Raw genomic sequence first — 24,859 nt, 5'->3', positions numbered from 1 at the left:
GGGGATGGGACCGCGGGAGGCGTTTCTCGACCGGATCCGGCGCGGGGGCCTGACCCTCTCGCCGCAACTGGCCGCGGCCTTCGCCGAGGTGCCGCGCGAGGTGTTCGTCCCCGACGGGTTCCAGCGGCGCGACGGCACCTGGGCCGAGCCCGCCGACCCCGACTTCCTTCAGCTCGTCTATGACGACGACGTGCTGGTGACCAAGGTGGACGGTCGCACGCCGATCAGCTCGTCGAGCCAGCCGTCGCTGATGGCGCTGATGATCGAGGCGCTGGACGTGCGGCCCGGGCTGACGGTGCTCGAGATCGGCGCGGGCACGGGCTACAACGCGGCCCTGCTGTCCCACCTCGGCGCGTCCGTGATCAGCGTGGACGTCCAGGCCGACGTCGCCTCGCGGGCCCGCTCGGCCCTGGCCCGGGCCGGGGTCGACGGCGTACGGGTGGTGCTCGGTGACGGTTATCAAGGGCTTCCCGGCGTACGGGTGGACCGGGTGATCGTCACGGTCGGTGTGGCCGGGGTGTCGCCGCAATGGCTGGAGCAGCTCGACGGAACACCCGACGGCGTGGTCGTGGCGCCGGTCGAGCACGCGGGCACCCACCCCGTCCTGCGGATCACCGCTGATCGCCGGGCCCGCGTGGTCAGCCCGTCCAGTTTCATGGTCGCGGCCGGCCCGCTGACGGCCGCCCACCCGTTCCCGGCGCCGGCCCCGCCCAAATCGATGAAGCCCCTGGTCCCGTACGCCGGAAGCCGTTTCGACCCGCCGCTGGAGCCCCTGGCCTATCGCGATCTGTGGTATGCGGCCGGGGTCTGGCACCGCCGCGCGACCTATGCCGCCGTGCCCGGCCACGAACAGAACTGCCTGATGGTGCTGGACGAGCAGCGCACCGGCGGCGCGGCCGTGCTGCCCGACGGCAGCGTGGCCGCCGGCGGCGACGACGCCGAGCGCTACGCGGCCGAGGCGACCGCGATCCTCGACCGCTGGATCGCGTCGGGCCGCCCGCCGATGCAGGCGTGGCGGGTCGAGCTCGCGCCCGGCGGCGACCCGGAGGCACCCATCCTGTTGCCGGGCCGCTGGGAGCTCACCAGCGGTTAGCCCACCGGTCGCGCCAGCGCCGCCCGTCCGGGTCGTAGGCCAGCCGGTAGGCCGGGGTGGCCCACAACTTCTGGAAGAACGGCAGCTTCTCGGTCGAGTGCGGCATCAGCCGGCCCGGCGGGCGCGGACCCTGCCGGCCCCCGTCGTGCCAGGCCTTCAGCCGGTCGGCGGCGGCGGTCATTTCCCGTACGGCGTCCTCGGCATCGACCACGTCGAGGTCCTCGCGGCACAGGTGCTCGTGGGTCAGCGCGAGCCGCAGCTCCCGCGGGAACCGGCGCGCCCCGTCGCCCAGCCCGGCCGGGTCGCGCGGCTCCCGTTCGTCGCGCGTGTCGTCCAGCACCGCGTTCGACAGCTCACTGTCGTGCGTCCAGGACCGGCGGTTGAAGTTGTCGCTGCCCACGCTGCACCAGGTGTCGTCGACCACGCACACCTTGGCGTGCACGTAGATCGGCGTGCCGGCCTCGTTCTCGAGGTCGAACACGTGCACGCGGTCGGGCGCGGCCATCGAGCACAGCTCGATCGCCTTCTCGCGGCCGATCTGGTTGGGCGGCAGCGCGAACCGGCCGTCGACGTCGGGATAACGCGGGACGACCGCGATCAGATGCAGGTCGGGGTTGGCCCGCAGCGCGTCGGCGAACAGCCGGGCCACCTCGGCCGACCACAGGTACTGGTCCTCCAGATAGATCAGCCGCCGGGCCCGCTTGATCGCCTTGGTGTAGCCGCGGGCCACGGTCTGCTCGCCGTTGCGGGCGAAGTCGTACTGCGGGCGCATCGCCGGATAGGTGCGCAGCGTCTGCACGGCCATCGGCCCGCACTCGGGCGGGTCGGGCGGCTGCGGCGGCAGTTTGTCGGCGCTCATGTCGGCGTGCTTGAGCTTGTCGATCACCGTCGAGATCGGGCCGTGCTGGTCGAGGTCGTCCGGCTCGTTCCACCGCTCCCGGAACGTCAGATCCAGCACGCCCACCACCGGCCCGCGCACTTCGAGCTGCACGTCGTGCCAGGGCGGATGCGGACCGTACGCCTTGGCCATGGCCACCGCCTGCGGGTCACCCAGGTGCCGCTCGTCGTCGCGCCGACTGTGGCAAAGGTCGATGCCGCCGGCGAAGGCGACGTCCAGCTCGGGCCGGTCCGGGTGGCGCAGCACCACGAGCTTCTGGTGGTGCGAACCGCCGCGGCGCACCCGCTGGTCGAGCAGCACCTCGCCGCCGGCGGCCCGGATGTCGTCGCTCAGGGTGCGGTTCTCTTCCTCGCTGTACGCGAGTTTGTCCAGGTGGGATCGCCAGAGCAGACCCTTGACGAGGACCCCGCGCCGGGCTGCGGCCGAGAACAGCTCGGCGATCGTCGGCCCGTCGTCGCGCAGTCGCTCGTCGGGGTCGCCGCGCCAGTCGGTGAAGAACAGGTGGTCACCCTCGCGGAGACTTTCCACCTCATTCACCAGACGGTCAAAATATGTTTTGCCGTGAATCAGTGGCTTGGCCGCGTTTCCGGTGGACCAGGTGGGTATGGAGGAGTCCGGGTTGCCCCGCTCCTCCTGCGAGAGGAACCAGTCCGGCAGAGGCACGCCCCCGAATCTAGAACGCCGACCCGGCGCGCGCACCTCGAAGCGCGCTAGTTCCGAAGGGACCGTCCGATGAGCGCCGAGCCGATCACCGAAGCCGCCGACCCCGCTGTTGCCGCCGAAAGGGGACTGCTCATCGCGATGCTGCTGCTCGTCGTCATGGGCGTCGGCGCGATGCTCTTCATGATCTAGTAACGGAGATCACAACACCCATTCGTCGTCCCTGATGATCGTCACCGAGCCGCCGGGCCCGCGGCCGGTGACCGTGATCCCCTCGCCGCCGATCACCACGTCGGTGTGCACGCTCGACATGTTCAGCCCCAGCGCCGTCCGCTGCTCGTCGGTCATCGCGGCCGCCCCCGCGACGGCGAACGGGAAACTCTGACCCCACGCCACATGGCACGCCGCATTCTCGTCGAACAGCATGTTGTGAAAGACCACGCCCGTACGGGCGATCCGGCTGTCCCGGTCGACCAGGGCCACCTCGCCCAGGCGCCGGGCGCCCTCGTCGGCCTCGAGATGAGCCCGCACGACCTCAGCTCCCTCGTCGGCTGAGACGTCCGTGATGCGGCCCCCGGCCAGCGTCACCCGCAGCCCGGTCACCACCTGGCCGGCGATCACCGCGGGCCGGGTCACCCGCATGACCCCCTCCGCCCGGGTGCGATCAGGGCTGGTGAAGACCTCTTCGGTCGGGATGTTCGGCAGGTACGGGAGACCGGCCTGGTCGATCAGGCCGCCACCCGTCCAGCGGCTGTTCGGCAACAGGCCGACGGTCAGGTCGGTGCCCTCGCCCGCGTAGTGCAGCTCGGTCAACTCGAGCGCGTCGAGCCGGCGGCCGCGTTCGGCGAGGATCGCGCTGCGTTCCTGCCAGGCGGCCACCGGGTCGTCGAGGTCGAGCCGCATCGCCGTGCCCACGGCCTTCCACAACCGGTCGACGTCGGGCTCGCCGAACACCTCGCGGGCCCAGCCCGGATTGGGCGCGCCGACCACCACCCAGCGCGCGCCGCCCATCATGATCCGGCGCGTCGCCTGGGCCTCCTCGATGGGCGTGGCGGCTGTCCGGGCCGGGTCGAGACCGTCGAACAGGTGCGGGTCGGCCTCACCGAGCAGGCGGATCCAGGCCACCCCGGCCTGCTGCCACTCGCGGATGCGGTTCAGAGCCCATGGGCGTACGGCGGAAAGCTGTTCGACACTCGCATGAGTGACCGCCGATCGGCGCATGGGGCCGTCGGTCCACACCGGCTCGACCCAGGCCGCGCCGGCCGCGTACGCCGCCTCGGTCACCGCCCGGGCGATCTCGAGGTGGGCCGTGTCGGTGTGCAGAACCACGCCCTGACCCGGCTGGACGTTGATGCCGGCCCGGACCACAAGCTCCGCGAATCGCTCGATCAGCGCCATGTCCCGCAGGCTATGTGTTACCGGCCAGTTGCGATGCCCCGGCGCAAATGAGACTCAGATCAACAGCCACAGATGCGCAAGTCGCAGTAGATTGGCGGCGTGTCGACAAAAACGGTGCTGACCAGCGCAGACCTTGAAGAGATCCGGCAGACCGCCCTGGGCGCGGCCAACCCGCTCGGCGTCGCGGCTGACGTGGCCGACGCGGTCGAGACCGGCCGCCTCGAAGACCCGGAGGACGCGGGCCAGGCCCTGACGCTGGCCGCCGAGATCGCCGAGAGCCGCTCGAAGCTCGACGCGGCCCTGCGCTATGCCGACCAGGCCATCGCGGCGTTCGGCGACCGTGACGACAACCAGGTCGCCAACACCCGCGCCGTCCGCGCCCGCATCCTGTTCCGGGCCGGCCGCGACGACGAGGCCGCGGCCGAGCTCGACGCCCTGCGCCCCCAGCTGACCACCCAGCCCGACGCGGCCGCGTTCATCACGGCCGCCCTGGTCGTCGGCAAGCGCTCCCGCCAGGCCGAGGAATGGCTGACCGAGGCGGTCAAGCTGTCCCTGGCCGAGCGGGCCGCGAACGCCGACGAGTCCGACGAGCCGGCCAGCGCGGACGACGCCGGCACGCTGTTCTTCCTGCTGCAGCAGCGGCACCGCCTGCGCCACGCGCTGGGCCTGCAGCACGACCACCACGACAACCTGGCCGAGCGGCTCGAGACCCGGCTGGCCAACGCGAGCGCGACGCCCGCCACGGCCGACCCGACCGAGCTGGTGTTCTTCCCGCAGGCCGAGTTCGAGAGTGTGCTCAAGCAGTGGCCGGCCCTGGCCGAGCAGTACGGCGCCGACTGGGACGAGCACCGGGGGCGGCTCGAGAAAGAGCTGGTCCGCCTGACCGGCGCCGGCCGCGGCAACCTGGCCGTGTTCCCGGCGACGGCCGACGGCCTGGCCAAGCACGGCGACCCGGCCGAGGCGGGCACGCGGTCGGCGTACGCCCGGGAACTGACCGGCGGAACGAACCACATCGCGTGGCCGCCGGAGCGCAACGGGGCCTGCTGGTGCGGTTCGGGCCTGAAATACAAGAAGGACTGCCTGCCGCGCTCCCGCGCCTGACCCTCAGACAGCGTTGCCGCGACGCCTGTCTTCCGCCCGCTCCGGCGACGGCGGGAGCCAGGCGTCGCGTGTTTCGGTGTGGACGATGGTCGAGTAACTCTTCTCGTCGCCGATCCGCAGGCCCGGGTTGCGCGGGGCGCCGGCGTACGGGCCGGTGTCCGCGTACGAGACCGCGCTAGCCGCGCCGCCGAGCACCCTGAACCGGCGGCGCAGCCGATTCATGAAGCATCGACCGATGCTCGGCCAGCCATTCGTCGTCCGCCTCGGTACGCATCAACCCGTCTCTTCCTCGCTCGGGGCCGGTGGGGCTGCTTCGCTCGGAGGCCGGGCCGCTTCGCTCGGGGGCCGGGCCGCTTCGCTCGGGGGCCGGGCTGCTTCGCTCGGGGGCAACAGAGCGGCGAGAACGCCTGCGGCAACAGTCGCGACGTCGGTCTCCGGGGCCGTCGCGCGGCGCAGCACCAAGCCGCCGCCCAAGGCGCCCCAAGCCGTCACGAGATGCGGCAGCGGCATCGCGGGGCGTACCCCCAGCCGTTCGCAGCACTCGCCGAGCAGCACTGTCAGCTCGTCGTCGAGCCGGCGCTGCACCTCGGCCACCACCGTCGGATGCGCGGCCGTGGCCTCGGCCGCGACGAGCGCCCAGCCGTCGTCGGCCGCCTGGCCCGGGTTGAGGGCGAGAAGCAGTTCCTCCCGCGTACGAACCTGGGCCAGCACCTGCCGCAACGTGCTCAGCACAAGCTCGCTCTGCGCCTGTACCAGCGCCTGCCAGAGCCCTTCCTTGCCGCCGAAGTGTTTGTAGACCGCTCCTCGCGTGTACCCGGCCTCGGCTGCGATGTCGTCCACCGTCACCGCCAGAAACCCGCGCCGCCGGAACATCTCACGGCCGGCGGCCAGCAGCCGCTCGTGAGTCTGCTGCTGGGCCTGAAGTCTGGTGAGTCGCACAGATGCACCTCGTTTCTGGAAACGCAGTGTATCTGAAATCGCCGTAGACTGTCCGGCGACTTCGGACAGCGCAACAAAGGGAGCAGACGTGCAGCTCGCTCAGGTTCTCGACGTGATCGAGCGGGTGCTCGTCGCCGCCGAGCACCCCGACATCGTCAAGATCGAGCGCTACGGCACGGGCACGGAACCGTGGGGCCCGTCAGCGGCCAAATCGCGGACCACCTCGATCGCGGGCGTCCGGGTCACCTACGCCTCAACCGCCACGGCCATGCTGTGGGGCGCGATCTGGCCCGGCGAGAAGCCCCTGCCCATGCCCGCGGAACTGCCGAAGATCAGCGACCGGGTGGCTCGCCTGTCGATCCTGGTCGTCCAGCTGCTCGACGTGGCCAAGCCGGCCGCGTTCACCTCATGGCAGCTGGTGAGCCTGCCCGACCTGGGCCCCCAGGACGCTCCCGCCCCGGCCCCGGCCGGCGTGTCCGTGGTCTGCGCCGACGGCACCAAGATGCTGCTGCGCGCCGCCTCCACCGGCGCCACCGTCGGCGACGAGCCCGAGAACGACCCGACCCCCGACTACGTGATCCCGGCCGGGGTCAGCGGCGCCGGCGTTTAGGTCGTGTCCCGCGGATCACGTGGGAGCGCGGTGGTGGCCCCTGCTGCGCAGCATCGCCCCTGGTCAGGTGACGCTTGGGTCGCGCCGCAGCACCGCGTGATCCGCGGGACACGACCCTTGACCTGCTTCGGCAACGCGAAAGCCCCGCCCGGTTGAAGCCGAGCGGGGCCTGGTCGCTGGTGGGTCAGTCGGTGTGGGGGAGGCGCTCGGCCGGGATGACGCCGAGGCGGCCCTTCTGGAAGTCCTCGAAGGCCTGCTTGAGCTCGGCCTGCGTGTTCATCACGAACGGGCCGTAGTGGGCCACCGGCTCGCGGATCGGCTGCCCACCCATGACGAACAGCTCCATGGCCGGGATGTTCGAGTCCTGGCTGGCGTCGGCCGTCACCCGGATGGCGTCACCCTTGCCGTGCGCGGCCAGCTGCCCGATCTCGATCGGCCGCCGCTCGGCCCCGACCGTTCCGCGGCCGGCCATCACGTACACCAGGGCGTTGTATTCCGGCTGCCAGGGCAGGTCGAGCTGAGCGCCCGGCTGGAGCGTCACATGGGCCAGGTTGATCGGCGTGAACGTGGAGCCCGGCCCCGCGTGCCCCGCGACCTCACCGGCGATGACCCGGATCAGGCTGCCCCCGTCGGGCGTGGTGAGCAACCCCGCCTCACGCCCGCGGATGTCCTGGTACTTCGGCGTGATCATCTTGGCCGCCCGCGGCAGGTTGACCCAGAGCTGCAGCCCGTGGAACAGCCCACCACTGGTCACCAGATGCTCCGGCGGCGCCTCGATGTGCAGAATGCCCTGCCCCGCAGTCATCCACTGCGTGTCCCCGTTGGCGATAGTGCCCCCACTACCCAACGAGTCCTGGTGATCCATGATCCCGTCGATCATGTAAGTCACCGTCTCGAACCCCCGGTGGGGGTGCCAAGGGGTCCCCTTCGGCTCTCCAGGCGCATAGTCGACCTCGCCCATCTGATCCAGGTGGATGAACGGGTCGAGTTCATTCAGCGGCACGCCCGCGAAGGCTCGGCGCACCGGGAAGCCCTCACCCTCGTAGCCGCTGGGCGCGGTGGTGAGGCGCCGGACGGGCCGGAAGCTGGTGCTGGGGTCGAGCTGCGGCACCCGCGGCAGGACCAGAACGTCGTCGACGGTAATGGCGGGCATGGCAGGCCTCCCAAAGCTTGGACTTGCTACACCGTAACTCTTTCAAACTTGAAATACCAGGGTGGGCCGGCTCACGCCAGCGCCGGTACATCGTGCCCTGCCCGGTGCCGCAGGCCTTGGCCACGGCGTTGAGCTTTCACTCGGCCGGCTCGCGCACCAGCCGGTGGGCGGCCTCGGGAATCCGTTCCCGATCGAGCTGGCCTCCGGTGTTCCGTCGTCAGAGCGGTGGCCGTCTGGTCACCGTCGTGTCGACCTCGGGCTTGAAGATCGTTCCCGCGCGGGCGGTGTATGCCGGGACCAAAAATGCGGTCTGCACGCTTCTGGAGGCACTGCAGCAGGAGAACACCGACGGCGTCCTGCGCACCACGCGATCGACCAGCCGGACGACGTCGAGATCGGCGACCTGACGATCCGGCCCGTCCGGGCGGGCTAAGCCTTGCGGACCTTGTCGAAGACGCGGTGGACCACGGCTAGTTCGTCGGGGTCGAGGCGGTCTATGAAGCTGTCGCGGACCGTGATCAGGTGCATGGGGGCGGCGGCCTCCAGGGCGGCCATGCCCTCGTCGGTCAGCACGGCTTCCTGGCCGCGGCCGTCTTCGGGACATGGTTGTTTGCGGACCAGGCCGCGTTTGACCATGGAGCTGATCTGGTAAGTGATGCGGCTGGGGGAGAAGACCAGCTTGCTGGCCAGTTCGCCCATGCGCAGGCGGTGTTCCGGCGCCTCGGAGAGCGTGACCATCACGTGGTAATCGTTCATGCTGAGACCGGTCTGCGCGCGCAGCTCGTCTTCGAGGTGGGTGTGCAGGGCCCAGGAGCTTTCGATGAAGCTGCGCCAGGCGAGCTGTTGGCTCTCGGTCAGCGGGTCAGCCATACAGAAACAATACTTCTTTCAAATCTGAAACAACAAGTGGTCCGCCTCACGGGGCCTCGATCGAGCCGTCGGGGCGGCGGACCGTGGCCGCCCAGCGTTCGTGGGTGAGTAACACCGGCGGGTAGTCGGCGGCGGCGGCCTCGTCGAGGTCGATGCCCCAGCCCGGTGCGGTCGAGGGCCGGGCGTATCCGGCCGCGATCACCGGCGTACCGGGAAAGATCTCATGGACGGCCTCGGCGTAGATGTGACCCTCTTGGATGCCGAATGCCGGACTCGTCAGGTCGAGGGCGAGGTTGGCCGCGGCGCCCACGGGCGACACGTCGGCCGGGGCGTGCCAAGCCGTCTGTACGCCGTGCATCTCGCACAGCACGGCCAGCTTGTGCCCGGGGGTCAGTCCGCCGATGGCCGAGATGTGGCAGCGCAGCAGGTCGACGCCGCCCGCGGTGACCAGGCGGGCGGCGTCGGTCACCGAGGCCGTCAACTCGCCCACGGCCAGCGGCACCGGCGACGCCGCGCGCACCTCGGGCAGGCGGTCGTAGTGTTCGGGCGCCACCACGTCCTCGAGGAAGAACAGGCGGTACGGCTCGAGCGCGCGGGCCAGCACGACGGCCTGTTTCGGGGTGAGGCGGCTGTGCACGTCGTGCATCAGTTCCACGTCGTCGCCGAGGCGGTCGCGGGCCGCCGCGAACAGGCGCGGGGTCTGGGCCAGGTAGTGGTGGACGTTCCAGCCGTCGGGGTACGGCGAGCCGGGATAACCACCGGGGGAGCCGGGAGCTCCGTACGTGCCCAGGCCGGGCTGCCCGGTCTGCAGTCGCACGTGGCGGTAGCCGGCCGCGACCAGCGCTTCGGCCTCGTCCAGGGTCTCCTCGATGGTGGCGCCCGATGCGTGCAGATAGACCGGGACCGCTCCGCGCAGCGGGCCGCCGAGCAGGTCGTACACGGGCAGGCCGGCACGTTTGCCGGCGATGTCCCACAGCGCCATGTCCACCCCGGACAGCGCGCTGTTGAGCACGGGGCCGTTCCGCCAGTACGACGAGTAGTGCAGCGACCGCCCGATGTCGGCGATCTGCGACGCGTCGCGGCCGACCAGCATCGGGGCGATGTGGGTCTCGAGCGCGGACACCACGGCCGCGAAACGCTGGTGGAACGTCGCGCAGCCCAACCCGTACAGACCGGGCTCCGAAGTGTCGATGCGCACGACGACCAGGTTGACCCCCTCGGGCGCGGTCACCACGACCCGCACGCCGGTGATGGTCGGCGTGTTCATGCGACCGGGAACTCGTACGCGGCGGTGAATCCCAGCAGTTCGCGCGCCGGACGCAGGTCGATCGGCACGGCGCGCCCCTCGAAGGCGGGGCGGCGCACGCCGGGGTGGAACTCGTCGAGCAGCCATTCGGTGGACTGCGGCGCGAGGGTCTCGGGCGCGGCGACGTACAGCACGTGGTGGCCCGGCAGGGCCGGTTGCAACGCCATGACCAGGGCTCGGGCGGCGTCCCGGACGTCGAGGTAGCTCCACACGTCGGCCGCGCCACGCCCGGGATCGTCGGCGAACAGCTCGGCCATCGGGCGCAGGCGGTCGTCGGCCCCGCCCACGAAGGGCAGGCGCAGGGCGACCACGGTGGTGCCGTACTGGCGGTGGATCATGTCGGCCGTGGCCTCGTCGGTGCGCTTCGAGAGGGCGTACGGGTCGGTGATCTGCAGCGGCAGGGCGGCGTCGATCGGCAGGTAGGGCAGCCGCAGCGGCCGCCGCGCGAACGGCAGACCGCCGATCGCGTAGCTGCTGGCGATCGCGGCGTTCCGGATGCCCCGCCGTCCGGCCTGGTCGAGCACGGTGAACGTGGCCTGCGTGTTGTGGCCGAAGACGACCTCGTCGGGGTCGCGGCCGGGGTGGGGGATGGCGGCCAGGTGGATCACGGCGTCGCAGCCGTCGAGGGCGTCGTCGACCAGCGCGACGTCGCGGGCGTCGCCGACCAGGGTGCGGTCGGCCCGGGTGTCGCCGGGGTCGAGGACGAGGGCGGTGGTGGTGACGCCGTCGGCGGCGAGCAGGTCGAGGACGGCGCCGCCGATGAGGCCGGCCGCCCCGGTGACGAGGACGTGAGCAGGCATGATCTGAAACTTACTCGGGAAATCGCTTAAGATCGTCCCCTGGTCGGCCGGTGGGGGCAGATGCATGGCGTTCCGGGTGGAGTACGAGGGCGAAGTGGTCGAGTTCGCCGTGCTCGATGCCGCGCTGGACTGCGCGCGCAACGCGATCGTCAACGATCTCGGCCGCATCGACGGCTGGTCGGTCGAACACGACGAAGAGATCAACGACTGGTACGTGCGGGGCGTCCGCAACGGCCGCCGCGTCGGGCCGACCGCGGTGATCACGGGCCCGTCCCCGACCGTCTGGGAGGAGTGGGAGCGCCGGGTCGTCTTCGTCGGGCAGACGCCGGCCGAGGCGTTCGCGATGGCCGCGGCCTGGCTGGAGCGGCGGCCCGACATCACCGTGCTCGGTGACGTCGGCTGGCATCACACCGCCGACGGTCACCAGCTGCGGGTCTACTACCGCGGTTAGGCGGCGGTGGCGCCGACCGAGCGTTCCATCTCTTGGCGTACGCGGTCGAAGTCGACGCCCCGGTCGTGCATGATCAGCATGGCCAGCCCGTGCCCCTCGCGCAGCAGGCCGAGCATGATGTGTTCGGGCGCGATGAACTTCTGCTTGAGCCGGATGGCCTCGCGCAGCGACAGCTCGAGCACCTTTTTGTTGCGGTTGGTGAACGGGATGTGCCCGCTGCCCGCCACGACCTTGCCGAACAGGCCCCGCTTCTTCCGGGGCGGGCGCGGTAGCCGCAGGGAACCCGCGCCGAAATTGGCCTCAATCGCTTCCCGTACGGCGGCCAGGTCGATCCCGATGGCTTTCAGCGCGGCCGCATCCTCGGCGTCGGCGTCGCTGAGCACCGGGCCGTCCTGGTTGTGACCGCCGATGCGTTGCAGGACGTCGGCCCGTACGGCTTCGGCGTCGAGACCGGTCGACCGGGCCACCGGGCCCGCGGGGTCGGCCAGCAGGGTCAGCAGCGTGTGCTCGGTGCCGATGTGCTCGTGGTGCAGGCGGCGCGCCTCCTCCTGGGCCCGGGTGACGACGGTGCGTGCCTCGGCCGTGAATCGCTCGAACATCTTTCAGTCCTCCCGTGGGTCCGGCGCCGGCATCGTGCGCGCGTGCTTCTTGTGGACGCCCTGACGCGTCACCTCGAGGGCGTCGGCGATCTCTTGCCAGGACCAGCCCTTGCGGCGGGCGTTGGCCACCTGCAGGTGCTCGAGGCCCTCGAGCAGGCGGCGCAACGCCACCACCGCGCGCAGGCCGACCCGTGGATCGGCGCTGCCGGCGGCCGCGGCGAGATCGGTTGCTTCGGTCATGATGTCAACTTACGTTGACGACCCGACGATCGTCAACCCCGGTTGACAGTTCGGGCATAAAGAAGGCCGACCCGGAGGTCGGCCCGTCTTTATCTACCGCTCTATTTGCCGCGGCCGGTCTTGTCCTGCAGCTCGTCGATCTTCTGCGATGCCTCAGCCTTGGTCAGGCCGTCCGGCACTTCCTCGTTCGCCTCGCCGGCCAGGGTGTGCAGATAGCTCTCCTGGGCGCCGGTGGCAGGTTCGTCACCGGTGGTCCAGTCCGACGGGTCCTTCTCGGCGTTCGACAGGTCGGTCATCAGGCGTCCTCTCGTCCTCACTTTTCGAACGCCTGTTCCCTTACCCGCCGTAGGTCAACTCCATGCCGATGATGTCGTTGTAAGCCACACTCAACTCGACAGGGCGATGCACCGGCGCGGTCACCGCGAACGGCGCGCCCTGCGGGTCGAGCATCTCGACATAGCTGCCCAGGCCCATCTCGACCGGCCCGGCCACGACCCGGCCGCCCAGCCCGGCGCAGCGGTCGATGGTCTCGGTCGTGTCGGCCACCTGGAACGAGGGCTGCCAGCGGACGTCGTAGCGGCCGGTGATCAGGCCGGCCACCGAGTCGTGGGCCTCGCTCAGCCACTCGCGGCTGCCGAACTCGTCGGTCAGCGACCAGCCGAAGACCGACCCGTAGAAGTCGGTGGCCGTCCTGATGTCGTTGGTGAGCAGGTCGGACCACTCCATCGTGCCCGGCTCGCCGCGCACCTGGGCCCCGGAGAACCCGGCCGCCTGCCACAGGCCGAAGAGGGCGCCGTTCGAGTCCGACACGATCGCCGTGCAGGCCCCGTGCCGCTCCTCGGGCCAGGTCAGCTGCCGGCCGCCGGCCTGCGTGACCCGCTCCGCGGTGCGGGCGAGGTCGGGCGCGGCCAGATAGGTCAGCCAGCCCGGCGGCGTTTCCGGTCGCGTGCGGCTGATGCCGGCCACGGCCTGCCCGTTGAGCAGGAATCGATCACCCTCGACCTGCCAGCCGAACAGCCCGGCATAGAAACCGGCCGTGTCGTCCCGGTCCGAAGTCGTCAGCTCCACCCAGCAGGGAGTCGACGGCGCAAAGCCCCTGATCCGCATATAGCACTCCAACGTGGACGTCCCCGAATGACGATCACTCTACGGCAATCTATACGCGCCGTCACTACCCTGGGGTTCAATGTCCGCTTTGGAGGAGCTTTTCGCTACCTAAAGTGACTGCCTGTAGGTTGCGTGTCACGTCAGAGTTAACGGTTCAAGTTGTTGCCGGTACTGGGAGCGCACCCAGTTACCGCGATCAATCAGTTGTCGTGTGGGGAATGAGCATCTCGAACCACACCGTGGTGCCGCGCACGGTCGGATCGGTGCCCCACGAGTCGCTCAGTTCCTCGATCAGGCCGAGCCCGCGCCCGCGGCTGCTCATCGTGTCGGCGTGGGCCCGGATAACCGTGCCTCGCGTGCCCTCGTCGGCCACCGAGACCAGCAACCGCTCGGCGTTCAGGTCGATGTGGACCCGCGCCGGTGTGCCCGCGTGCAGCAGCGCGTTGGTCGTGAGCTCGCTCGTGCACAGGATGGCCGCGCCGATCACCGGCTCCGGAACCGACCACTCCCGCAGGCGGGTGGTCATCCATTGGCGTACGCGGCTCGGGCCCGTCGGTTCGGCCGGCACCTGCATCGTGTCGGATCGGCTCATGGCCATCGCGTGCTCGACCGCGAGCACCGCCACGTCGTCGTCGGTCGAACCGGCCACCGCCGACGTGGCCAGCGAGCACAGGTTGCGCGGGTCGCCCCCGGTCGCCCCCGCGACCGCCGCCACCAGCGCGTCCAGCCCTTCGGTGAGGGCGTGCCCGCGGCGCTCGACCACGCCGTCGCTGAACATCAGGATCGTGTCGCCCGGCTCGAGCCGCACCTGACCGGTCTGCCAGCGCCCGCCCAGGCCCAGCGGAGCGCCCGGCGGCACCTTGACCAGCTCGGCCGTCGGCGCCTCGCCACCCTGCCCGGCCCGGCGCAGCACCGGCGGCGGGTGGCCCGCGCTGGCCAGCGTGATCGTGCCGTCCGAGGGGTCGAGCACCCCGTAGACGACGGTCACGAAGATCTCTTCGTTGCGCGACTCGGCGCCCAGCGACCCGACCAGCCGGTCGAGCCCGGCCAGCACGCTCGGCGGGGCCGGATCGGTCAGCGCCATGGCCCGCAGCGCGGCCCGCACCTGGCCCATCACCGCCGCCGCCCGCACGTCGTGCCCCGCCACGTCGCCCAGCACCATGGCCAGCCGCCCGTCGAGCAGCCGGAACGCGTCGTAGAAGTCGCCACCGGCCGCGTTGCCGTCGACCCCGACGTCGTAGCGGGCGGCGATGCGGAACGTTTCAAGCTCGGGCAGGTGTTCGGGCAGCATGCTGCGCTGCAGCAGCTGGGCCGTGCCGTGCTGGGCCTCGAAACGGCGGGCCCGCTCGGCCGCCTGGGCCACCAGCTGGGCCGCCGCGTCGAGCAGCGCCCGCTCGGCCGGTAGCCAGCGGTGGGCCTCGCGGTAGCCGATGGTCAGCGCGCCGCTGAGCAGCGGAGTGCGCAACGGCAGCGTGGCCAGGGCCCGGATGCGCCGCTCGTGCCGGTCGGCCGCGACCGCCTGCAACGGCTCGCCGTCGCCCTCGAACGTGGCCTGCCCGGTGCGGGCGGCAGCCACTATCGGGGCGCGCGGGTCGTTGGGCAGCCTCTTCCACACCGGGGGCAGCCGCTCGTCGGCCTCGTCGAGCATCTCGCCCCGGATGCGCCGCACATAGCGGTAGGCCCCACCGTCGTCGACGGCGAACGCGCAGTGATCGACGTCGAACGAGCTCATCGCGTACCCGAGCACGACCCGGGCCACGTCGTCGACGGTGAGCGCGCCGGCCAGCCGGGAGGTGAGGTCGCTGAGATTCTGCAGCCGCCGGGTGACCTGGGTCGTCTCGGCGGCGATCGTGAGCACGCCGGCGACATTTCCTCGCAGATCGCGCACGACCGAGTGGCCGCGCGTGAAGAAGGCCTGCTCGGGCCGGTTGTGCGAGTGGCGGACGACGGTCAGCTGGGTCTCGGGCTCGAGGCGGGGCCGGCCGCTGCGGTAGACCTCGCCGACGACACCGCCGAAACCGCGCGACTCCCACAGGTCGCCGAAGACCTCGCCCGCGGGCTGGCCCAGCGCGGCCGGGTGCAGGGTGCCGATCAGATCGGCGTACGCGTCGTTGTAGATCAGCAGGAAGCCGTCACCGTGGGCGTAGACCATGGGCATCGGCGACGAGAGCACCAGCTCGACGGTCGCCGAGACGGCCGGGTCCCAGTGGTCGCGGGGGCCGAGCTCGGTGCCGCCCCAGTCGCGCCCGCCGACCAGATCGGCGCAGCTCGGGCGACTCGGCGGAGCGGCCGCGGCCTGCGCAGGCAGGGCGCGCATCACTCGGCTCACCCCACCCGTCCCGGCCATGACCAAAGAGTAGCCCGACTCGGCCATTCGGACGATGCCGCACCGGCCAACCGTCCGATTCTTGACGGTACGACCCCCTGATCCCACTCGTACGTACTCGGTGAGTTATCACTCTAGGTAGCGGTTTCTGGATGCCTTGACCTGGCGTGAGGGCGATGTCGTCACTTAGGGTGTTGTCCGTGTCCGAGGATCGCTTGCTGTCGCCCGTGCACCACCCGCGTATCCCGGCTCAACGTGGTCCGTTGATCGACCTTGCGGTCACGCCGCCGCCCGCTGCTCCGCGGCCGGTGCCTGGCCGTCGCCTCGCGGCTGTCGCTGTGGCCGTGTTTCTGGCCGGGGCGGGGGGCTACACCGCGTTGCGCCCGGCTTTGCCATCTTTCGCACCATCCTCCGTACGCGTGGTCCCCGCCCCACCGACGGCCACCGAACCGGCCTGGGTGCGCCCCGGCACCCCGACCGCCGACGCGGACCCGGTCCAACGCCGGTAGCGCATAGCCGATGAACCTCGCCCCCTGCGCTCTCCCGGCTGCGACTTGCCCGGTCTTCAGCCGCACTGGCGGGCGTGACTCAGAGGCCGCGGCCCGATGCGCCCTCGCCGGCCCTGCCGCCCGCCAGTTGCTCGTCGCAGCCGCCGGTCACGCTCACCATGCCGTGCCGGCTGTTTCCCGCGCTGGTTGCTTCCGCGTTGGCCGCTTCCGTTCGTCCTGCTTGTGCGGGCCTCCCGGAATGGGTGGGTCGTGACGAATAGGTAGTTCGGTCGTTCCCTCCTCGGGTCGGCAGCGGACCGGCCCGTATCCGAGGGCGGGAGCGCACGATGACCGGGGACGGGCTGGGCCGGGGCCTCAGCGACATGTGGCGGTCGGTGATGCTGGTCGTGCCGGCCGCGCTGGCCTCGGTGGCCATCCTGCTGGTCGGCTGGCTGGTGGCCCGTCTGCTGCGCGTGGCGGTGACCCGGGTCCTGCACAAGGCCGGCCTGGACGCTGCCGTGACCCGGGGAGCGGCCGGGCGCCTGTTCACCCCCGGCCGCACCACGCCGAGCGAGCTCGGCGGCAAACTCGTCTTCTGCACGGTCCTGATCTTCGCCGCCCAGCTCGCGTTCGGCCTGTGGGGCCCCAACCCGGTCAGCGCGCTGCTCACCGACCTGATCGGCTGGCTGCCGCGGCTGCTGGTGGCGATCGTCCTGGTGGTCGTGGCGGCCACGATCGCCCGCGCCGCCGAGGACCTGGTCGAGGGCGCGCTGAGCGGCCTGCCGTACGGCCGGTTCGTGGCCCGGGGTGTCTCGATCTTCATCGTCGCGCTGGGCGTGATCGCCGCCCTGGACCAGATCCGGGTCGCTGCCGCGGTCACCCGCCCGGTGCTGATCGCCGTTCTGGCCACAGTGGCCGGCGTACTGATCGTCGGCGTGGGCGGCGGCTTGGTGCGCCCGATGCAGTCCCGCTGGGAGTCCTGGCTGACCCGCGCCGCCACGGAATCGACCACCCTGCGCGACCACTTGGCCGCCCGCCCGGAGTACGTCCCCGGAGCCGGCCACTCGAGAGCCGGTGGTTCTGGAGCCGGTCATCACGGAGCCGGACATTCCGGGCCCGCGATCGAAGCCACCCGGCTCGACATCCACGCCGCGGACGAGGGTGTGCACACCGACGAGACCCAGGTGATTCCCCCGCCCCGCCACGAGTCCGGCGCCGACGAGACAGTCGCCGTCATCACCACGGCCGCCGGCGGCACAACGATCGTCAACCCCGGCTCGAACGACATCATCCTCATCGGCAGCGGCACCGAGGACACCGAGAGCACCCAGGTGATCCCACCCGCCACTCGCACCGAAAAATCGGCGGGGGAACAGCGCCGAGGCAAGCCGAGCGCGTAGGGGGCGAGCTTGTGTTGGCCGAGCGAGCCCCGTTCGATGGCCTCAGAGCGGGCAAAGAAATAGGCAAGGACGCTAATTCGCTCCCTGCCTGCTTCAACATATAGCGCGACACAGGGCTTGCGGCAAGGGCCGCCCAGAGGCGCAGAATGGCTCGGTCACGGGCCGTGATCTGTGCGAACTTGGTCGAACAGCGACTGTCGAACCGCCGGTGACGATGGCTGAGGGCTCGGTGCGCGGCACGACGACAGACGGCGGCGAGCGCCGCGAACGGGCGATGGCGGGCGGCGACGGATGGCGACCCGCGCCGGCGACCGCGAGCGACACGACGGGCGAGCGGCGGCGAGCGGCGGCGCGGCGGCGGCGCGCTTGGGTGTAGGCGCTGGGATGGAGTGACATGTTCGACGTGGTCATTGCCGGGGGTGGGCCGACCGGGATGATGCTGGCGGCGGAGTTGCGGCTGCACGGCGTACGGGTGCTGGTGGTGGAAAAGGATGTTGAGCCACCACTGTTTGTGCGGTCCTTGGGGCTTCATGTGCGCAGCATCGAGATCATGGATCAGCGGGGCCTGTTGGAGCAGTTCCTCGCGCATGGGCGGCAGCATCCGGTGGGTGGTTTCTTCGCGGGGATCGACAAGCCCGCGCCTCACCTCGACAGTGAGCATGCCTACGTTCTCGGGATTCCGCAGACCGTTACCGATCGGCTGCTGGCCGAGCATGCCGCCGCGGCCGGGGCCGAGATCCGCCGGGGCTGTGAGGTGCTTTCGTTCACTCAGGACGACTACGGGGTGACCGTCGTGACCAGCGCGGGTGAGGAGCGTGCCTCCTTTCTGGTCGGTTGTGACGGCGGGCGCAGCACCGTGCGCAAGCTGGCCGGCGTCGGCTTTCCGGGTGAGCCGGCCCGGGTTGAGACCCTGCTCGGCGAGATGGAAGCGACCGCGTCCGTGGACGAGATGGCCGCGGTCACGGCGCGGGTCCGCGAGACCGAGAAGCGGTTCGGGGTCGGGCCGATCGGGGACGGGGTCTACCGGGTGGTCGTGCCGGCGGCGGGTGTGTCCGAGGACCGGGCCGCCCCGCCGACGATCGAGGACTTCCGGGAGCAATTGCGGGCCGTGGCCGGCACCGATCTCGGGGTGCACTCGCCGCGGTGGTTGTCGCGGTTCGGGGACGCCAGCCGGCTGGCCGACCGTTATCGGGCGGGGCGGGTGTTCCTGGCCGGGGACGCGGCCCACGTGCATCCGCCGACGGGCGGGCAGGGGCTCAACCTGGGGCTGCAGGACGCGTTCAACCTGGGCTGGAAGCTCGCCGCCGAGATCGCGGGCTGGGCGCCGCTGGGGTTGCTCGACACGTACGAGGCCGAGCGCCGGCCGGTGGCCGAGGACGTCGTCAACAACACGCGGGCGCAGATGGCGCTCATGGACACCGCTCCTGGGCCGCAGGCGGTGCGGCGGCTGTTCGCCGAGTTGATGGACTTCGAGGACGTGAATCGGTATCTGGTCGAGAAGCTGACCGGGATCGGTGTCCGGTACGACTTCGGCTCGGCGGACGACCGGATCGGGCGGCGGCAGAAGGACGTACCGGTGAAGCAGGGCCGCTTGTACGAGCACATGCGCGGCGGGCGCGGGTTGATCACGGGTCCGAGAAAGGCGCAGGGGTGGGCGGACCGTGTTGATCACGTAGAAGCGGACCAGGCCGTTCTGCTCCGGCCGGACGGCCATATCGCGTGGGCCGGCGACTCCGACGATCTGGAAGAGCAGCTCAGGCGCTGGTTCGGGGAGGAAAGCCGGACATGAGGAAGGCCGGTGCCACAACGGCACCGGCCTTCGCATGAAAGGTCGTTCAGCGAGCGGGCAAACTGGTCAGGCGGCGGGCTGGGGCAGGGTGCGGGCGAGGGCGCACACCGCCAGCAGGCGGCGCAGGACCCAGTCGTTGGCGGTCCAGTCGATCTCGCCGGCCGGCGGGCGCCAGCCGTGCGTGAAGGCGGCGTCGCGCACGCCCTCGGCGTACGCGGCGAGCAGCACCGCGGTGAGCGGGCGGACGTCCGACGACAGGCTGTCGCGGATGCCCGCGGTGTGCTGGTCGATCAGGGCCATCAGACCGGGGTTGGCGTCGGCCTGGTCGAGGCCGGCACCGACGGTGTCGTGCAGCTCGGTCAGGCTGGCGTGGGCGGAACGGTGGGCAGCACGGGCGGCAGCGCCGCTGAACAGGCCATTCATGAGAAGAACATTAAGAAGCCACGGGTAGCTGACGGTTCTTCGTGCGGGTGCAGCTCGGTTGAAGCTTTTCCGGCGGGGAAAGAAGAGCGGCATGGACGACACGACCGTCGAGGCGCTGGGCAAGCTCAGCTCGGCCCTGGAGACCACCGAGCGGGCCCGCGGGCACCTGCTCTCGTTCCATCAGCTCACCGGCAAGGCCGATTTCGAGCTGGACGAGGCGGTGGCGCTGTTCCGTAAGGCCGGCCACGACGCGATGGCCGACCGGATCCAGCAGGACCTGATCGGCCGCAACGTCATCCCGGGTCACTGGACGTTCCAGATCATCGAGGAGTACGACGACACGTACTGGAGCTTCTTCCGTACGGTCGAGCGTGAAGCCCGCGAGGAGCTGGCCGACGGGCGCCGGCACCTGCACGAGGCGGCTCTCAAGGAGCAACGGCGCACCCACGGCAAGCCGGGGCACGAGGCCGGCTGAAGAAGCTATTCCGCCTCGGCCTGAGCCGGACGACGGCGCTGGGCGTCGTCGGCGAGGATCACGGTGGCGACGACCATGGCCACGACCACGGCGAAGAGCCAGGAGGCGTCGTCGATCAGATTCGCGGCCAGTGGGGCCTGGAAAGCGGCGAGCAGAAAGCCCATCCAGGCGAGGCGACGCTGACGATCGGTGAGGAATCCGGCAGAACGCATTCGGACAGTCTTGCTCGCACCGGGCGGATCGCCGTCACCCGTTCGGCCGATTCTCCGTTGTCCGATAGTGCCCTCAGGCTTGCGTCGCCACCGCTCAATGATCGCATTGCTGCTGGTCGGCGCGCTGGCGATCACGGGTTGTGAGAAGACTGGGACCACCGCGTTGCCGGAGGCGCGCGAGCACACGGTGACCGGGCCGTTGCAGAACCGTGCAAGCGCGCGACTTTTCGTGCCCGATGCGTCCTCGCGCGTCCACGTGGTGCTGGCGAACCTTCCGGGACTGCTCTACCGCATCACCACGCCCGCCGGTTCCGGACTGAAACCGCGGGTCGTCCGGCGAGGCGGGCTGGTGCGGCTGGGGCTGCTGCCGACCGGTGGGAAAGGGCCGGACGAGGTCAGGATCGTACTCAATCGCACCGTACGGTGGGATCTGCGCTTCCCGGCCGGGGCCGGCGAGCAGCGATTCGACCTGAGCCGGGGCCGGATCACCCGCCTCGACCTGGGCACGGCCGGTCTGATCGAGTTGCGCCTGCCGGAGCCCGGGGGCACCGTCCCGCTCACCTTCACCGGCAGTGTCGGCACGCTCAGTGTCACAGCCCCGCGATCTACGCCGCTGCGCCTGTATCTGGCCGGGGGAGTGGGCTCGGCGCTGACGCCGTGGACGGCCGACGAGCAGTTGCCGCCGGCCACGGCCCTGGCCCCGGCGATCTGGCCCACCGCCCGCGACCGCTACTGGCTGCGCGTCCGGGCGCCGGTCGGTCTGCTGAGCCTCACGAGAGCGGAAACGGCCGCCCGGTGAACCGGGCGGCCGCTTTTCCCTTGGGAGGAACCCCTGACGTCAGACGCCGGGGCGATCAACCTCGCCGCGCCAGGCGCCGGTCTCGACGCCGCCACGCTGCTCGATGTACTCCTTGAACCGCTTGAGGTCGCCCTTGACCCGGCGGTCGACGATGCCCAGCTTGTCGCCGACGTTCTCGACGAAGCCCTCCGGGTCGAAGTCCATCTGCACGGTCACCCGGGTCTTGGTGTCGTCCAGACGGTGGAAGGTGACCACGCCGGCCTGCTTCTCACCCTCGGTCGACTTCCAGGCCACCCGCTCGTCCGGCAGCTGCTCAGTGATCTCGGCGTCGAACTCGCGCTTGACCCCGGCGATCTCGGTCTTCCAGTGCGTGTGGGTCGCGTCGAGCTGACGGATCTCCTGCACGCCCTCCATGAACCGGGGGAACTCCTCGAACTGGGTCCACTGGTTGTACGCGGTGCGCACGGGAACGTCGACGTCAACGGACTCGGTCACGGTACTCACGACTGTGAACTCCTTCTATTTTGTTACCCCGCCTTACGCACTAAGTGGTGCCCGGGTCGGCCGGGGCTAAACGAGGAGCCAGCGGAGTTTTCGGGTTCTCGTCCCCGGCCTGGCGCAGCCGGGCCCGCTGCACCTCGGCGTTGACCTGCACCCCGAGCAGGACGGCGATGTTCGACAAATAGATCCAGACGAGGAACGCCATGATCGCGCCCAGGCTGCCGTAGGTGCGGTTGTACGACCCGAAGTTGGCCACGTAGAGGCCGAAGCCGAACGACGCGATGCTCCACACGAACAGCGAGACCGCCCCGCCCACGGTGAGCCAGCGGAACCGTGGCTGCTTGACGTTGGGGGCGATCCAGAACAGCAGCGAGAGCACCAGCGTGGCCACGGCGACCAGCACCGGCCAGCGCCCGACCGACCACAGCTGCCGGACCGTGTCGCTGGCCCCGAGCGCGTTGCCGACGGCGTCGACCAGGGGGCCGCTGATGATCAGGCCGGCCCCGATCGAGGCCAGCAGCACCAGGGCCACGGCGGCCAGCAGGATCTCGAGCAGCTGCAGCTTCCACCAGGAGCGGCCCTCCTGGACGCCGTAGATACGGTTGGACGCCCGCGAGAACGTGGACACGTAGCCCGAGGCCGACCACAGCGCGAGCAGCAGGCCGAAGCCGAGCAGCACCTTGGCCGAGCTCTGCTGCACGAGCAGCGTCTGCACGACCGAGACCAGGCCCTCGTTGTCGACCACCGAGCCGACGCCGAGGTCGCGCAGGATGCCGATGGTGCCGGTGAGCACGGCCGAGCCGTCGGTGACCAGGTTGATCAGGGCGACGATGACGACCAGGGACGGGATCAGCGCGGTGAACGTCTGATAGGTCATCGCGGCGGCGTAGTCGGAGCAGTCGTCCTCGACGTAGCCGGCCACGCTGCGCCACAGCACCGAGCGCCAGCTGCGCCAGCGGAGCTGACGGAGCTTGAGGGGCACGGGTCGCGGCGTAACCTCGTCGGCAAGCGCCTCGGACTCCCGGTCGACGGTGGGCTCGGTGTCCATGCCGGCTCCTGACATGTTTTGACGGCAGCTACCCGGGCACGGAGGGCGGCAAACGCTGGGGGTGGTCATGCAGAGCGCGGACGCGATCGTGGTCGGGGCGGGACACAACGGGCTGGTGGCGGCCAACCTGCTGGCCGACGCCGGGTGGTCGGTGCTGGTGCTCGAGGCGTCCCCGCAGCCGGGCGGCGCCGTGCGGTCGGGTTTCGTGACCGCGCCGGGCTACCTCAGTGATCTTTTCAGTTCGTTCTATCCCCTCGGGTACGCCTCGCCGGTGCTGGGCGGCCTGGGCCTGGGTGAGCACGGCTTGACCTGGACCCACGCCCCCGACGTGCTGACCCACCTGTTCCCGGACGGCCGGGCGGCCACGATCAACCGCGATCTGGCTCGCACGATGGAGTCGCTCGAGGCGTTCGCCCCCGGTGACGGGCAGAAGTGGAAGAACGCGTACGACGAGTGGCTGTCGGTCTCCGACGCCATGCTCAACACGATCCTGACCCCGTTCCCGCCGGTGCGGCACGGCGTCGACGTGGTCCGCCGGCTTCGCGTCGGGGGTGCGCTCCGGCTGGCCCGGCGGCTGCTTCTTTCCGTACGGGAAATGGGGTCGGAGATGTTCGCCGGCGATGGCGGCACGCTGCTGATGGCCGGGTGCGCGCTGCACACCGACCTGTCGCCCGAGGAGGCCGGCGGCGGCGTGTACGGCTGGCTGCTGGCCATGCTGGGTCAGCAGTACGGCTGGCCGGTGCCGGTCGGCGGCGCCCAGCGGATCACCGACGCGCTGGTGGCCCGGCTCGAACAGCGCGGCGGCCGGATCGTCTACGACGCGCCTGTCGACAAGGTGCTGATCGCCCGGGGCAAGGCCCTGGGCGTGCGGTCGGCCGGTGAGGACTACCGCGCCTACCGGGCCGTGATCGCCGACGTGCCCGCGCCCGCCCTCTATCTCGACCTGGTCGGCGAGCGCTGGCTGCCGCCGCGGCTGGTCGAGGATCTGGCCCACTTCCGGTGGGACGGCGCGACGGTCAAGGTCGACTGGGCCGTACGCAGGAAGATGCCCTGGAAGAACCCGGCCGCCGCCGGCGCCGGAACCGTGCACCTGGGCGCCGACTTGAACGGCCTGACCCGGTACGCGGCGAAGCTGGCCACCGACGAGGTGCCGGAGCACCCGTTCCTGCTGCTGGGCCAGATGACCACGGCTGACCCCGAGCACTCGCCCGCGGGCACCGAGTCGCTGTGGTCGTACACGCACCTGCCGCACCGCGCGCAGTGGGACCCGGACGAGATCGCGGCCCACGTCGAGCGCATGGAGGCGGTGGTCGAGGAGCACGCGCCCGGCTTCAAGCAAGAGGTCGTCGGCCGCAACGTCTACTCCCCGGCCGACATGCAGAACGAGAACCCGTCGCTGGTCGGCGGCGCCCTCGGCGGGGGCACGGCGGCCGCGTTCCAGCAGCTGTTCCTGCGCCCGATCCCGGGCCTGGGCCGGGCCGACACCCCGGTCGACCGGCTGTACATGGCCAGCTCGTCGGCCCACCCGGGCGGCGGTGTGCACGGCGCGCCCGGCAGCAACGCGGCCCGGGCCGCCCTGGCCCGCGACCGCGCCCTGCTCGGTGACGCCTACCGCGGCGTGATCAACACCGGGAACAAGCTGATCTACGGGTGATCGAAGTGCTTGGACCGGTCGCGCTCGGCGATGTCGGCCAGGCGGCGCAGGGACTCGATGTTGCGGCGGTGCAGCACGAGGTCGTTGATCTTGTTGCGCACGGCCAGCAGCGGGCCCTGCTCGAAGTCCTCGTGAATGGTGACCTTGGTGCCGTTCGCACCCTCGGGTTCCAGGTGGATGTCGACCACCGCCGCACCCAGCGGCCACAGCCCCGCGTTCAGGCGCAGGCGCCGGCCGGGTTCCATGGCGAGCACGGTCGACTTGTCGTGCAGGGAGAGCGGCCACGGGCCGGCCTTGTGGTGCAGGTGGGAGCCGACCTCGGGCCAGGCCGCGTCGACGTCGCGGATATGGACGGTGCCGACCACCCAGTCGCTGTAGGTCCAGCCGTCGGCGAGGACGGCGAAGACACGCTCCGGCGGGGCTTGAACGGTTCGCTGCACGGTAGCCACGCACGGGACATACCCTGCGACAAGACGCCGTAACGGATGGGCCCAGGTTTACGGATCCGGCTGTCGGGCA

28 protein-coding genes are annotated in these 24,859 nt (G+C 70.8%); 10 read left to right on the top strand and 18 right to left on the bottom strand.

Annotation, left to right across the window (positions count from 1 at the left end; genetic code table 11):
* Positions 1-4 precede the first annotated feature (4 nt).
* On the top strand, positions 5-1,093 hold the full coding sequence (locus M1L60_RS41160) for a protein-L-isoaspartate O-methyltransferase family protein (RefSeq protein WP_253243017.1): 1,089 nt from the start codon (positions 5-7) through the stop codon (positions 1,091-1,093).
* On the opposite strand, the gene M1L60_RS41155 is transcribed toward M1L60_RS41160, so the two are convergent.
* Positions 1,080-2,654, bottom strand: coding sequence for a phospholipase D family protein (locus M1L60_RS41155; RefSeq protein ID WP_253243016.1), 1,575 nt, complete (start codon positions 2,652-2,654; stop codon positions 1,080-1,082). The two genes, M1L60_RS41160 and M1L60_RS41155, sit on opposite strands and share 14 nt — an antisense overlap.
* A 198-nt stretch (positions 2,655-2,852) precedes the next feature.
* Positions 2,853-4,049, bottom strand: coding sequence for an aminopeptidase (locus M1L60_RS41150; protein ID WP_253243015.1), 1,197 nt, complete (start codon positions 4,047-4,049; stop codon positions 2,853-2,855).
* Positions 4,050-4,148: 99 nt separating this feature from the next.
* Here M1L60_RS41150 and M1L60_RS41145 point away from each other — a divergent pair, with 99 nt between their 5' ends.
* Entirely contained in the window at positions 4,149-5,150 is a 1,002-nt protein-coding gene (locus M1L60_RS41145) for an SEC-C domain-containing protein (RefSeq protein WP_253243014.1), read from the top strand.
* A 3-nt stretch (positions 5,151-5,153) separates the two neighbouring features.
* On the opposite strand, the gene M1L60_RS41140 is transcribed toward M1L60_RS41145, so the two are convergent.
* Positions 5,154-5,372 carry a hypothetical protein gene (locus tag M1L60_RS41140; RefSeq protein WP_253243013.1) on the bottom strand — a complete coding sequence of 73 codons (219 nt, stop codon included), beginning with the start codon at positions 5,370-5,372 and terminating at the stop codon, positions 5,154-5,156.
* Positions 5,373-5,423: 51 nt separating this feature from the next.
* Positions 5,424-6,089, bottom strand: coding sequence for a TetR/AcrR family transcriptional regulator (locus M1L60_RS41135; RefSeq protein WP_253243012.1), 666 nt, complete (start codon positions 6,087-6,089; stop codon positions 5,424-5,426).
* An 88-nt stretch (positions 6,090-6,177) separates the two neighbouring features.
* On the opposite strand from M1L60_RS41135, the gene M1L60_RS41130 reads away from it, so the two are divergent.
* Positions 6,178-6,699, top strand: coding sequence for a hypothetical protein (locus M1L60_RS41130; RefSeq protein ID WP_253243011.1), 522 nt, complete (start codon positions 6,178-6,180; stop codon positions 6,697-6,699).
* A 184-nt stretch (positions 6,700-6,883) separates the two neighbouring features.
* Here M1L60_RS41130 and M1L60_RS41125 read toward each other — a convergent pair whose 3' ends face one another.
* A complete protein-coding gene (locus tag M1L60_RS41125; RefSeq protein WP_253243010.1) occupies positions 6,884-7,852 on the bottom strand; it encodes a pirin family protein in 969 nt (322 codons plus the stop codon).
* Positions 7,853-8,058: 206 nt separating this feature from the next.
* Here M1L60_RS41125 and M1L60_RS41120 point away from each other — a divergent pair, with 206 nt between their 5' ends.
* A complete protein-coding gene (locus M1L60_RS41120) occupies positions 8,059-8,259 on the top strand; it encodes an SDR family NAD(P)-dependent oxidoreductase (RefSeq protein WP_253243009.1) in 201 nt (66 codons plus the stop codon).
* A gap of 22 nt (positions 8,260-8,281) precedes the next feature.
* Here M1L60_RS41120 and M1L60_RS41115 read toward each other — a convergent pair whose 3' ends face one another.
* The 3 genes from M1L60_RS41115 to M1L60_RS41105 are packed head-to-tail and all read right to left on the bottom strand — an operon-like array spanning position 8,282 to position 10,828.
* Positions 8,282-8,722 (bottom strand): MarR family winged helix-turn-helix transcriptional regulator, encoded by a 441-nt coding sequence (locus M1L60_RS41115; RefSeq protein WP_253243008.1) that lies wholly within the window; start codon positions 8,720-8,722, stop codon positions 8,282-8,284.
* Positions 8,723-8,768: 46 nt separating this feature from the next.
* Positions 8,769-9,989 (bottom strand): enolase C-terminal domain-like protein, encoded by a 1,221-nt coding sequence (locus M1L60_RS41110; protein ID WP_253243007.1) that lies wholly within the window; start codon positions 9,987-9,989, stop codon positions 8,769-8,771.
* Complete coding sequence (locus M1L60_RS41105; RefSeq protein WP_253243006.1) at positions 9,986-10,828, bottom strand: NAD-dependent epimerase/dehydratase family protein; 843 nt, start codon at positions 10,826-10,828, stop codon at positions 9,986-9,988. Before M1L60_RS41105 ends, M1L60_RS41110 begins: the two co-directional genes overlap by 4 nt.
* A gap of 64 nt (positions 10,829-10,892) precedes the next feature.
* Here M1L60_RS41105 and M1L60_RS41100 point away from each other — a divergent pair, with 64 nt between their 5' ends.
* Entirely contained in the window at positions 10,893-11,279 is a 387-nt protein-coding gene (locus M1L60_RS41100; protein WP_253243005.1) for a hypothetical protein, read from the top strand.
* On the opposite strand, the gene M1L60_RS48585 is transcribed toward M1L60_RS41100, so the two are convergent.
* The 5 genes from M1L60_RS48585 to M1L60_RS41070 form a co-directional block, all read right to left on the bottom strand.
* On the bottom strand, positions 11,276-11,878 hold the full coding sequence (locus M1L60_RS48585) for a Clp protease N-terminal domain-containing protein (RefSeq protein WP_438862211.1): 603 nt from the start codon (positions 11,876-11,878) through the stop codon (positions 11,276-11,278). The two genes, M1L60_RS41100 and M1L60_RS48585, sit on opposite strands and share 4 nt — an antisense overlap.
* Positions 11,879-11,881: 3 nt before the next feature.
* Positions 11,882-12,118, bottom strand: coding sequence for a helix-turn-helix domain-containing protein (locus M1L60_RS41085; RefSeq protein ID WP_253243004.1), 237 nt, complete (start codon positions 12,116-12,118; stop codon positions 11,882-11,884).
* Between the two features lie 101 nt (positions 12,119-12,219).
* Entirely contained in the window at positions 12,220-12,414 is a 195-nt protein-coding gene (locus M1L60_RS41080; RefSeq protein ID WP_253243003.1) for a DUF3072 domain-containing protein, read from the bottom strand.
* A gap of 40 nt (positions 12,415-12,454) precedes the next feature.
* The gene (locus M1L60_RS41075) at positions 12,455-13,186 is read right to left on the bottom strand and encodes a VOC family protein (protein WP_253243002.1); all 732 of its coding nucleotides are present in this window, start codon (positions 13,184-13,186) and stop codon (positions 12,455-12,457) included.
* 235 nt (positions 13,187-13,421) lie between these two features.
* Complete coding sequence (locus tag M1L60_RS41070) at positions 13,422-15,572, bottom strand: ATP-binding SpoIIE family protein phosphatase (protein ID WP_438862210.1); 2,151 nt, start codon at positions 15,570-15,572, stop codon at positions 13,422-13,424.
* 814 nt (positions 15,573-16,386) lie between these two features.
* On the opposite strand from M1L60_RS41070, the gene M1L60_RS41065 reads away from it, so the two are divergent.
* Together M1L60_RS41065 and M1L60_RS41060 are read left to right on the top strand one after the other, a co-directional pair.
* The gene (locus M1L60_RS41065) at positions 16,387-17,439 is read left to right on the top strand and encodes a mechanosensitive ion channel family protein (protein WP_253243001.1); all 1,053 of its coding nucleotides are present in this window, start codon (positions 16,387-16,389) and stop codon (positions 17,437-17,439) included.
* Positions 17,440-17,833: 394 nt separating this feature from the next.
* Complete coding sequence (locus tag M1L60_RS41060; RefSeq protein WP_253243000.1) at positions 17,834-19,228, top strand: FAD-dependent monooxygenase; 1,395 nt, start codon at positions 17,834-17,836, stop codon at positions 19,226-19,228.
* Positions 19,229-19,294: 66 nt separating this feature from the next.
* Here the strand turns inward: M1L60_RS41060 and M1L60_RS41055 are convergent, their stop codons facing one another.
* Positions 19,295-19,651 (bottom strand): DUF6401 family natural product biosynthesis protein, encoded by a 357-nt coding sequence (locus tag M1L60_RS41055; RefSeq protein ID WP_253242999.1) that lies wholly within the window; start codon positions 19,649-19,651, stop codon positions 19,295-19,297.
* 91 nt (positions 19,652-19,742) lie between these two features.
* Between M1L60_RS41055 and M1L60_RS41050 the strand changes: the two genes are divergently transcribed.
* Positions 19,743-20,126, top strand: coding sequence for a hypothetical protein (locus tag M1L60_RS41050; RefSeq protein WP_253242998.1), 384 nt, complete (start codon positions 19,743-19,745; stop codon positions 20,124-20,126).
* A gap of 5 nt (positions 20,127-20,131) precedes the next feature.
* Here M1L60_RS41050 and M1L60_RS41045 read toward each other — a convergent pair whose 3' ends face one another.
* Positions 20,132-20,338, bottom strand: a complete 207-nt coding sequence (locus tag M1L60_RS41045) for a hypothetical protein (RefSeq protein ID WP_251798891.1) — start codon at positions 20,336-20,338, stop codon at positions 20,132-20,134.
* Positions 20,339-20,435: 97 nt separating this feature from the next.
* On the opposite strand from M1L60_RS41045, the gene M1L60_RS41040 reads away from it, so the two are divergent.
* Positions 20,436-21,137: a hypothetical protein gene (locus M1L60_RS41040; RefSeq protein WP_253242997.1), complete on the top strand. Its 702-nt coding sequence runs from the start codon at positions 20,436-20,438 to the stop codon at positions 21,135-21,137.
* 39 nt (positions 21,138-21,176) lie between these two features.
* Here M1L60_RS41040 and M1L60_RS41035 read toward each other — a convergent pair whose 3' ends face one another.
* Positions 21,177-21,641, bottom strand: coding sequence for an SRPBCC family protein (locus M1L60_RS41035; protein WP_253242996.1), 465 nt, complete (start codon positions 21,639-21,641; stop codon positions 21,177-21,179).
* 40 nt (positions 21,642-21,681) lie between these two features.
* Positions 21,682-22,686 carry a YihY/virulence factor BrkB family protein gene (locus tag M1L60_RS41030; protein ID WP_253242995.1) on the bottom strand — a complete coding sequence of 335 codons (1,005 nt, stop codon included), beginning with the start codon at positions 22,684-22,686 and terminating at the stop codon, positions 21,682-21,684.
* A 67-nt stretch (positions 22,687-22,753) separates the two neighbouring features.
* On the opposite strand from M1L60_RS41030, the gene M1L60_RS41025 reads away from it, so the two are divergent.
* The gene (locus M1L60_RS41025) at positions 22,754-24,340 is read left to right on the top strand and encodes a phytoene desaturase family protein (RefSeq protein ID WP_253242994.1); all 1,587 of its coding nucleotides are present in this window, start codon (positions 22,754-22,756) and stop codon (positions 24,338-24,340) included.
* On the opposite strand, the gene M1L60_RS41020 is transcribed toward M1L60_RS41025, so the two are convergent.
* Positions 24,331-24,780 carry an SRPBCC family protein gene (locus M1L60_RS41020; RefSeq protein WP_308208616.1) on the bottom strand — a complete coding sequence of 150 codons (450 nt, stop codon included), beginning with the start codon at positions 24,778-24,780 and terminating at the stop codon, positions 24,331-24,333. The two genes, M1L60_RS41025 and M1L60_RS41020, sit on opposite strands and share 10 nt — an antisense overlap.
* Between the last annotated feature and the right edge of the window lie 79 nt (positions 24,781-24,859).

The organism is Paractinoplanes aksuensis (assembly GCF_024137025.1).
In the GTDB taxonomy this organism is placed as follows: domain Bacteria; phylum Actinomycetota; class Actinomycetes; order Mycobacteriales; family Micromonosporaceae; genus Actinoplanes; species Actinoplanes aksuensis.
This window is presented reverse-complemented; position numbering and strand designations above follow the sequence as displayed.

What these genes read in the sequence shown, in the direction of transcription:
- M1L60_RS41055 (WP_253242999.1), bottom strand. Translation starts at nt 19,651, where the DNA reads ATGAATGGCCTGTTCAGCGGCGCTGCCGCCCGTGCTGCCCACCGTTCC.
- M1L60_RS41140 (WP_253243013.1), bottom strand. Translation starts at nt 5,372, where the DNA reads ATGAATCGGCTGCGCCGCCGGTTCAGGGTGCTCGGCGGCGCGGCTAGC.
- M1L60_RS41105 (WP_253243006.1), bottom strand. Translation starts at nt 10,828, where the DNA reads ATGCCTGCTCACGTCCTCGTCACCGGGGCGGCCGGCCTCATCGGCGGC.
- M1L60_RS41110 (WP_253243007.1), bottom strand. Translation starts at nt 9,989, where the DNA reads ATGAACACGCCGACCATCACCGGCGTGCGGGTCGTGGTGACCGCGCCC.
- M1L60_RS41060 (WP_253243000.1), top strand. Translation starts at nt 17,834, where the DNA reads ATGTTCGACGTGGTCATTGCCGGGGGTGGGCCGACCGGGATGATGCTG.
- M1L60_RS41070 (WP_438862210.1), bottom strand. Translation starts at nt 15,572, where the DNA reads ATGGCCGGGACGGGTGGGGTGAGCCGAGTGATGCGCGCCCTGCCTGCG.
- M1L60_RS41115 (WP_253243008.1), bottom strand. Translation starts at nt 8,722, where the DNA reads ATGGCTGACCCGCTGACCGAGAGCCAACAGCTCGCCTGGCGCAGCTTC.
- M1L60_RS41050 (WP_253242998.1), top strand. Translation starts at nt 19,743, where the DNA reads ATGGACGACACGACCGTCGAGGCGCTGGGCAAGCTCAGCTCGGCCCTG.
- M1L60_RS41040 (WP_253242997.1), top strand. Translation starts at nt 20,436, where the DNA reads ATGATCGCATTGCTGCTGGTCGGCGCGCTGGCGATCACGGGTTGTGAG.
- M1L60_RS41150 (WP_253243015.1), bottom strand. Translation starts at nt 4,049, where the DNA reads ATGGCGCTGATCGAGCGATTCGCGGAGCTTGTGGTCCGGGCCGGCATC.
- M1L60_RS41080 (WP_253243003.1), bottom strand. Translation starts at nt 12,414, where the DNA reads ATGACCGACCTGTCGAACGCCGAGAAGGACCCGTCGGACTGGACCACC.
- M1L60_RS41065 (WP_253243001.1), top strand. Translation starts at nt 16,387, where the DNA reads ATGACCGGGGACGGGCTGGGCCGGGGCCTCAGCGACATGTGGCGGTCG.
- M1L60_RS41100 (WP_253243005.1), top strand. Translation starts at nt 10,893, where the DNA reads ATGGCGTTCCGGGTGGAGTACGAGGGCGAAGTGGTCGAGTTCGCCGTG.
- M1L60_RS41045 (WP_251798891.1), bottom strand. Translation starts at nt 20,338, where the DNA reads ATGCGTTCTGCCGGATTCCTCACCGATCGTCAGCGTCGCCTCGCCTGG.
- M1L60_RS41025 (WP_253242994.1), top strand. Translation starts at nt 22,754, where the DNA reads ATGCAGAGCGCGGACGCGATCGTGGTCGGGGCGGGACACAACGGGCTG.
- M1L60_RS41160 (WP_253243017.1), top strand. Translation starts at nt 5, where the DNA reads ATGGGACCGCGGGAGGCGTTTCTCGACCGGATCCGGCGCGGGGGCCTG.
- M1L60_RS41030 (WP_253242995.1), bottom strand. Translation starts at nt 22,686, where the DNA reads ATGGACACCGAGCCCACCGTCGACCGGGAGTCCGAGGCGCTTGCCGAC.
- M1L60_RS41125 (WP_253243010.1), bottom strand. Translation starts at nt 7,852, where the DNA reads ATGCCCGCCATTACCGTCGACGACGTTCTGGTCCTGCCGCGGGTGCCG.
- M1L60_RS41085 (WP_253243004.1), bottom strand. Translation starts at nt 12,118, where the DNA reads ATGACCGAAGCAACCGATCTCGCCGCGGCCGCCGGCAGCGCCGATCCA.
- M1L60_RS48585 (WP_438862211.1), bottom strand. Translation starts at nt 11,878, where the DNA reads ATGTTCGAGCGATTCACGGCCGAGGCACGCACCGTCGTCACCCGGGCC.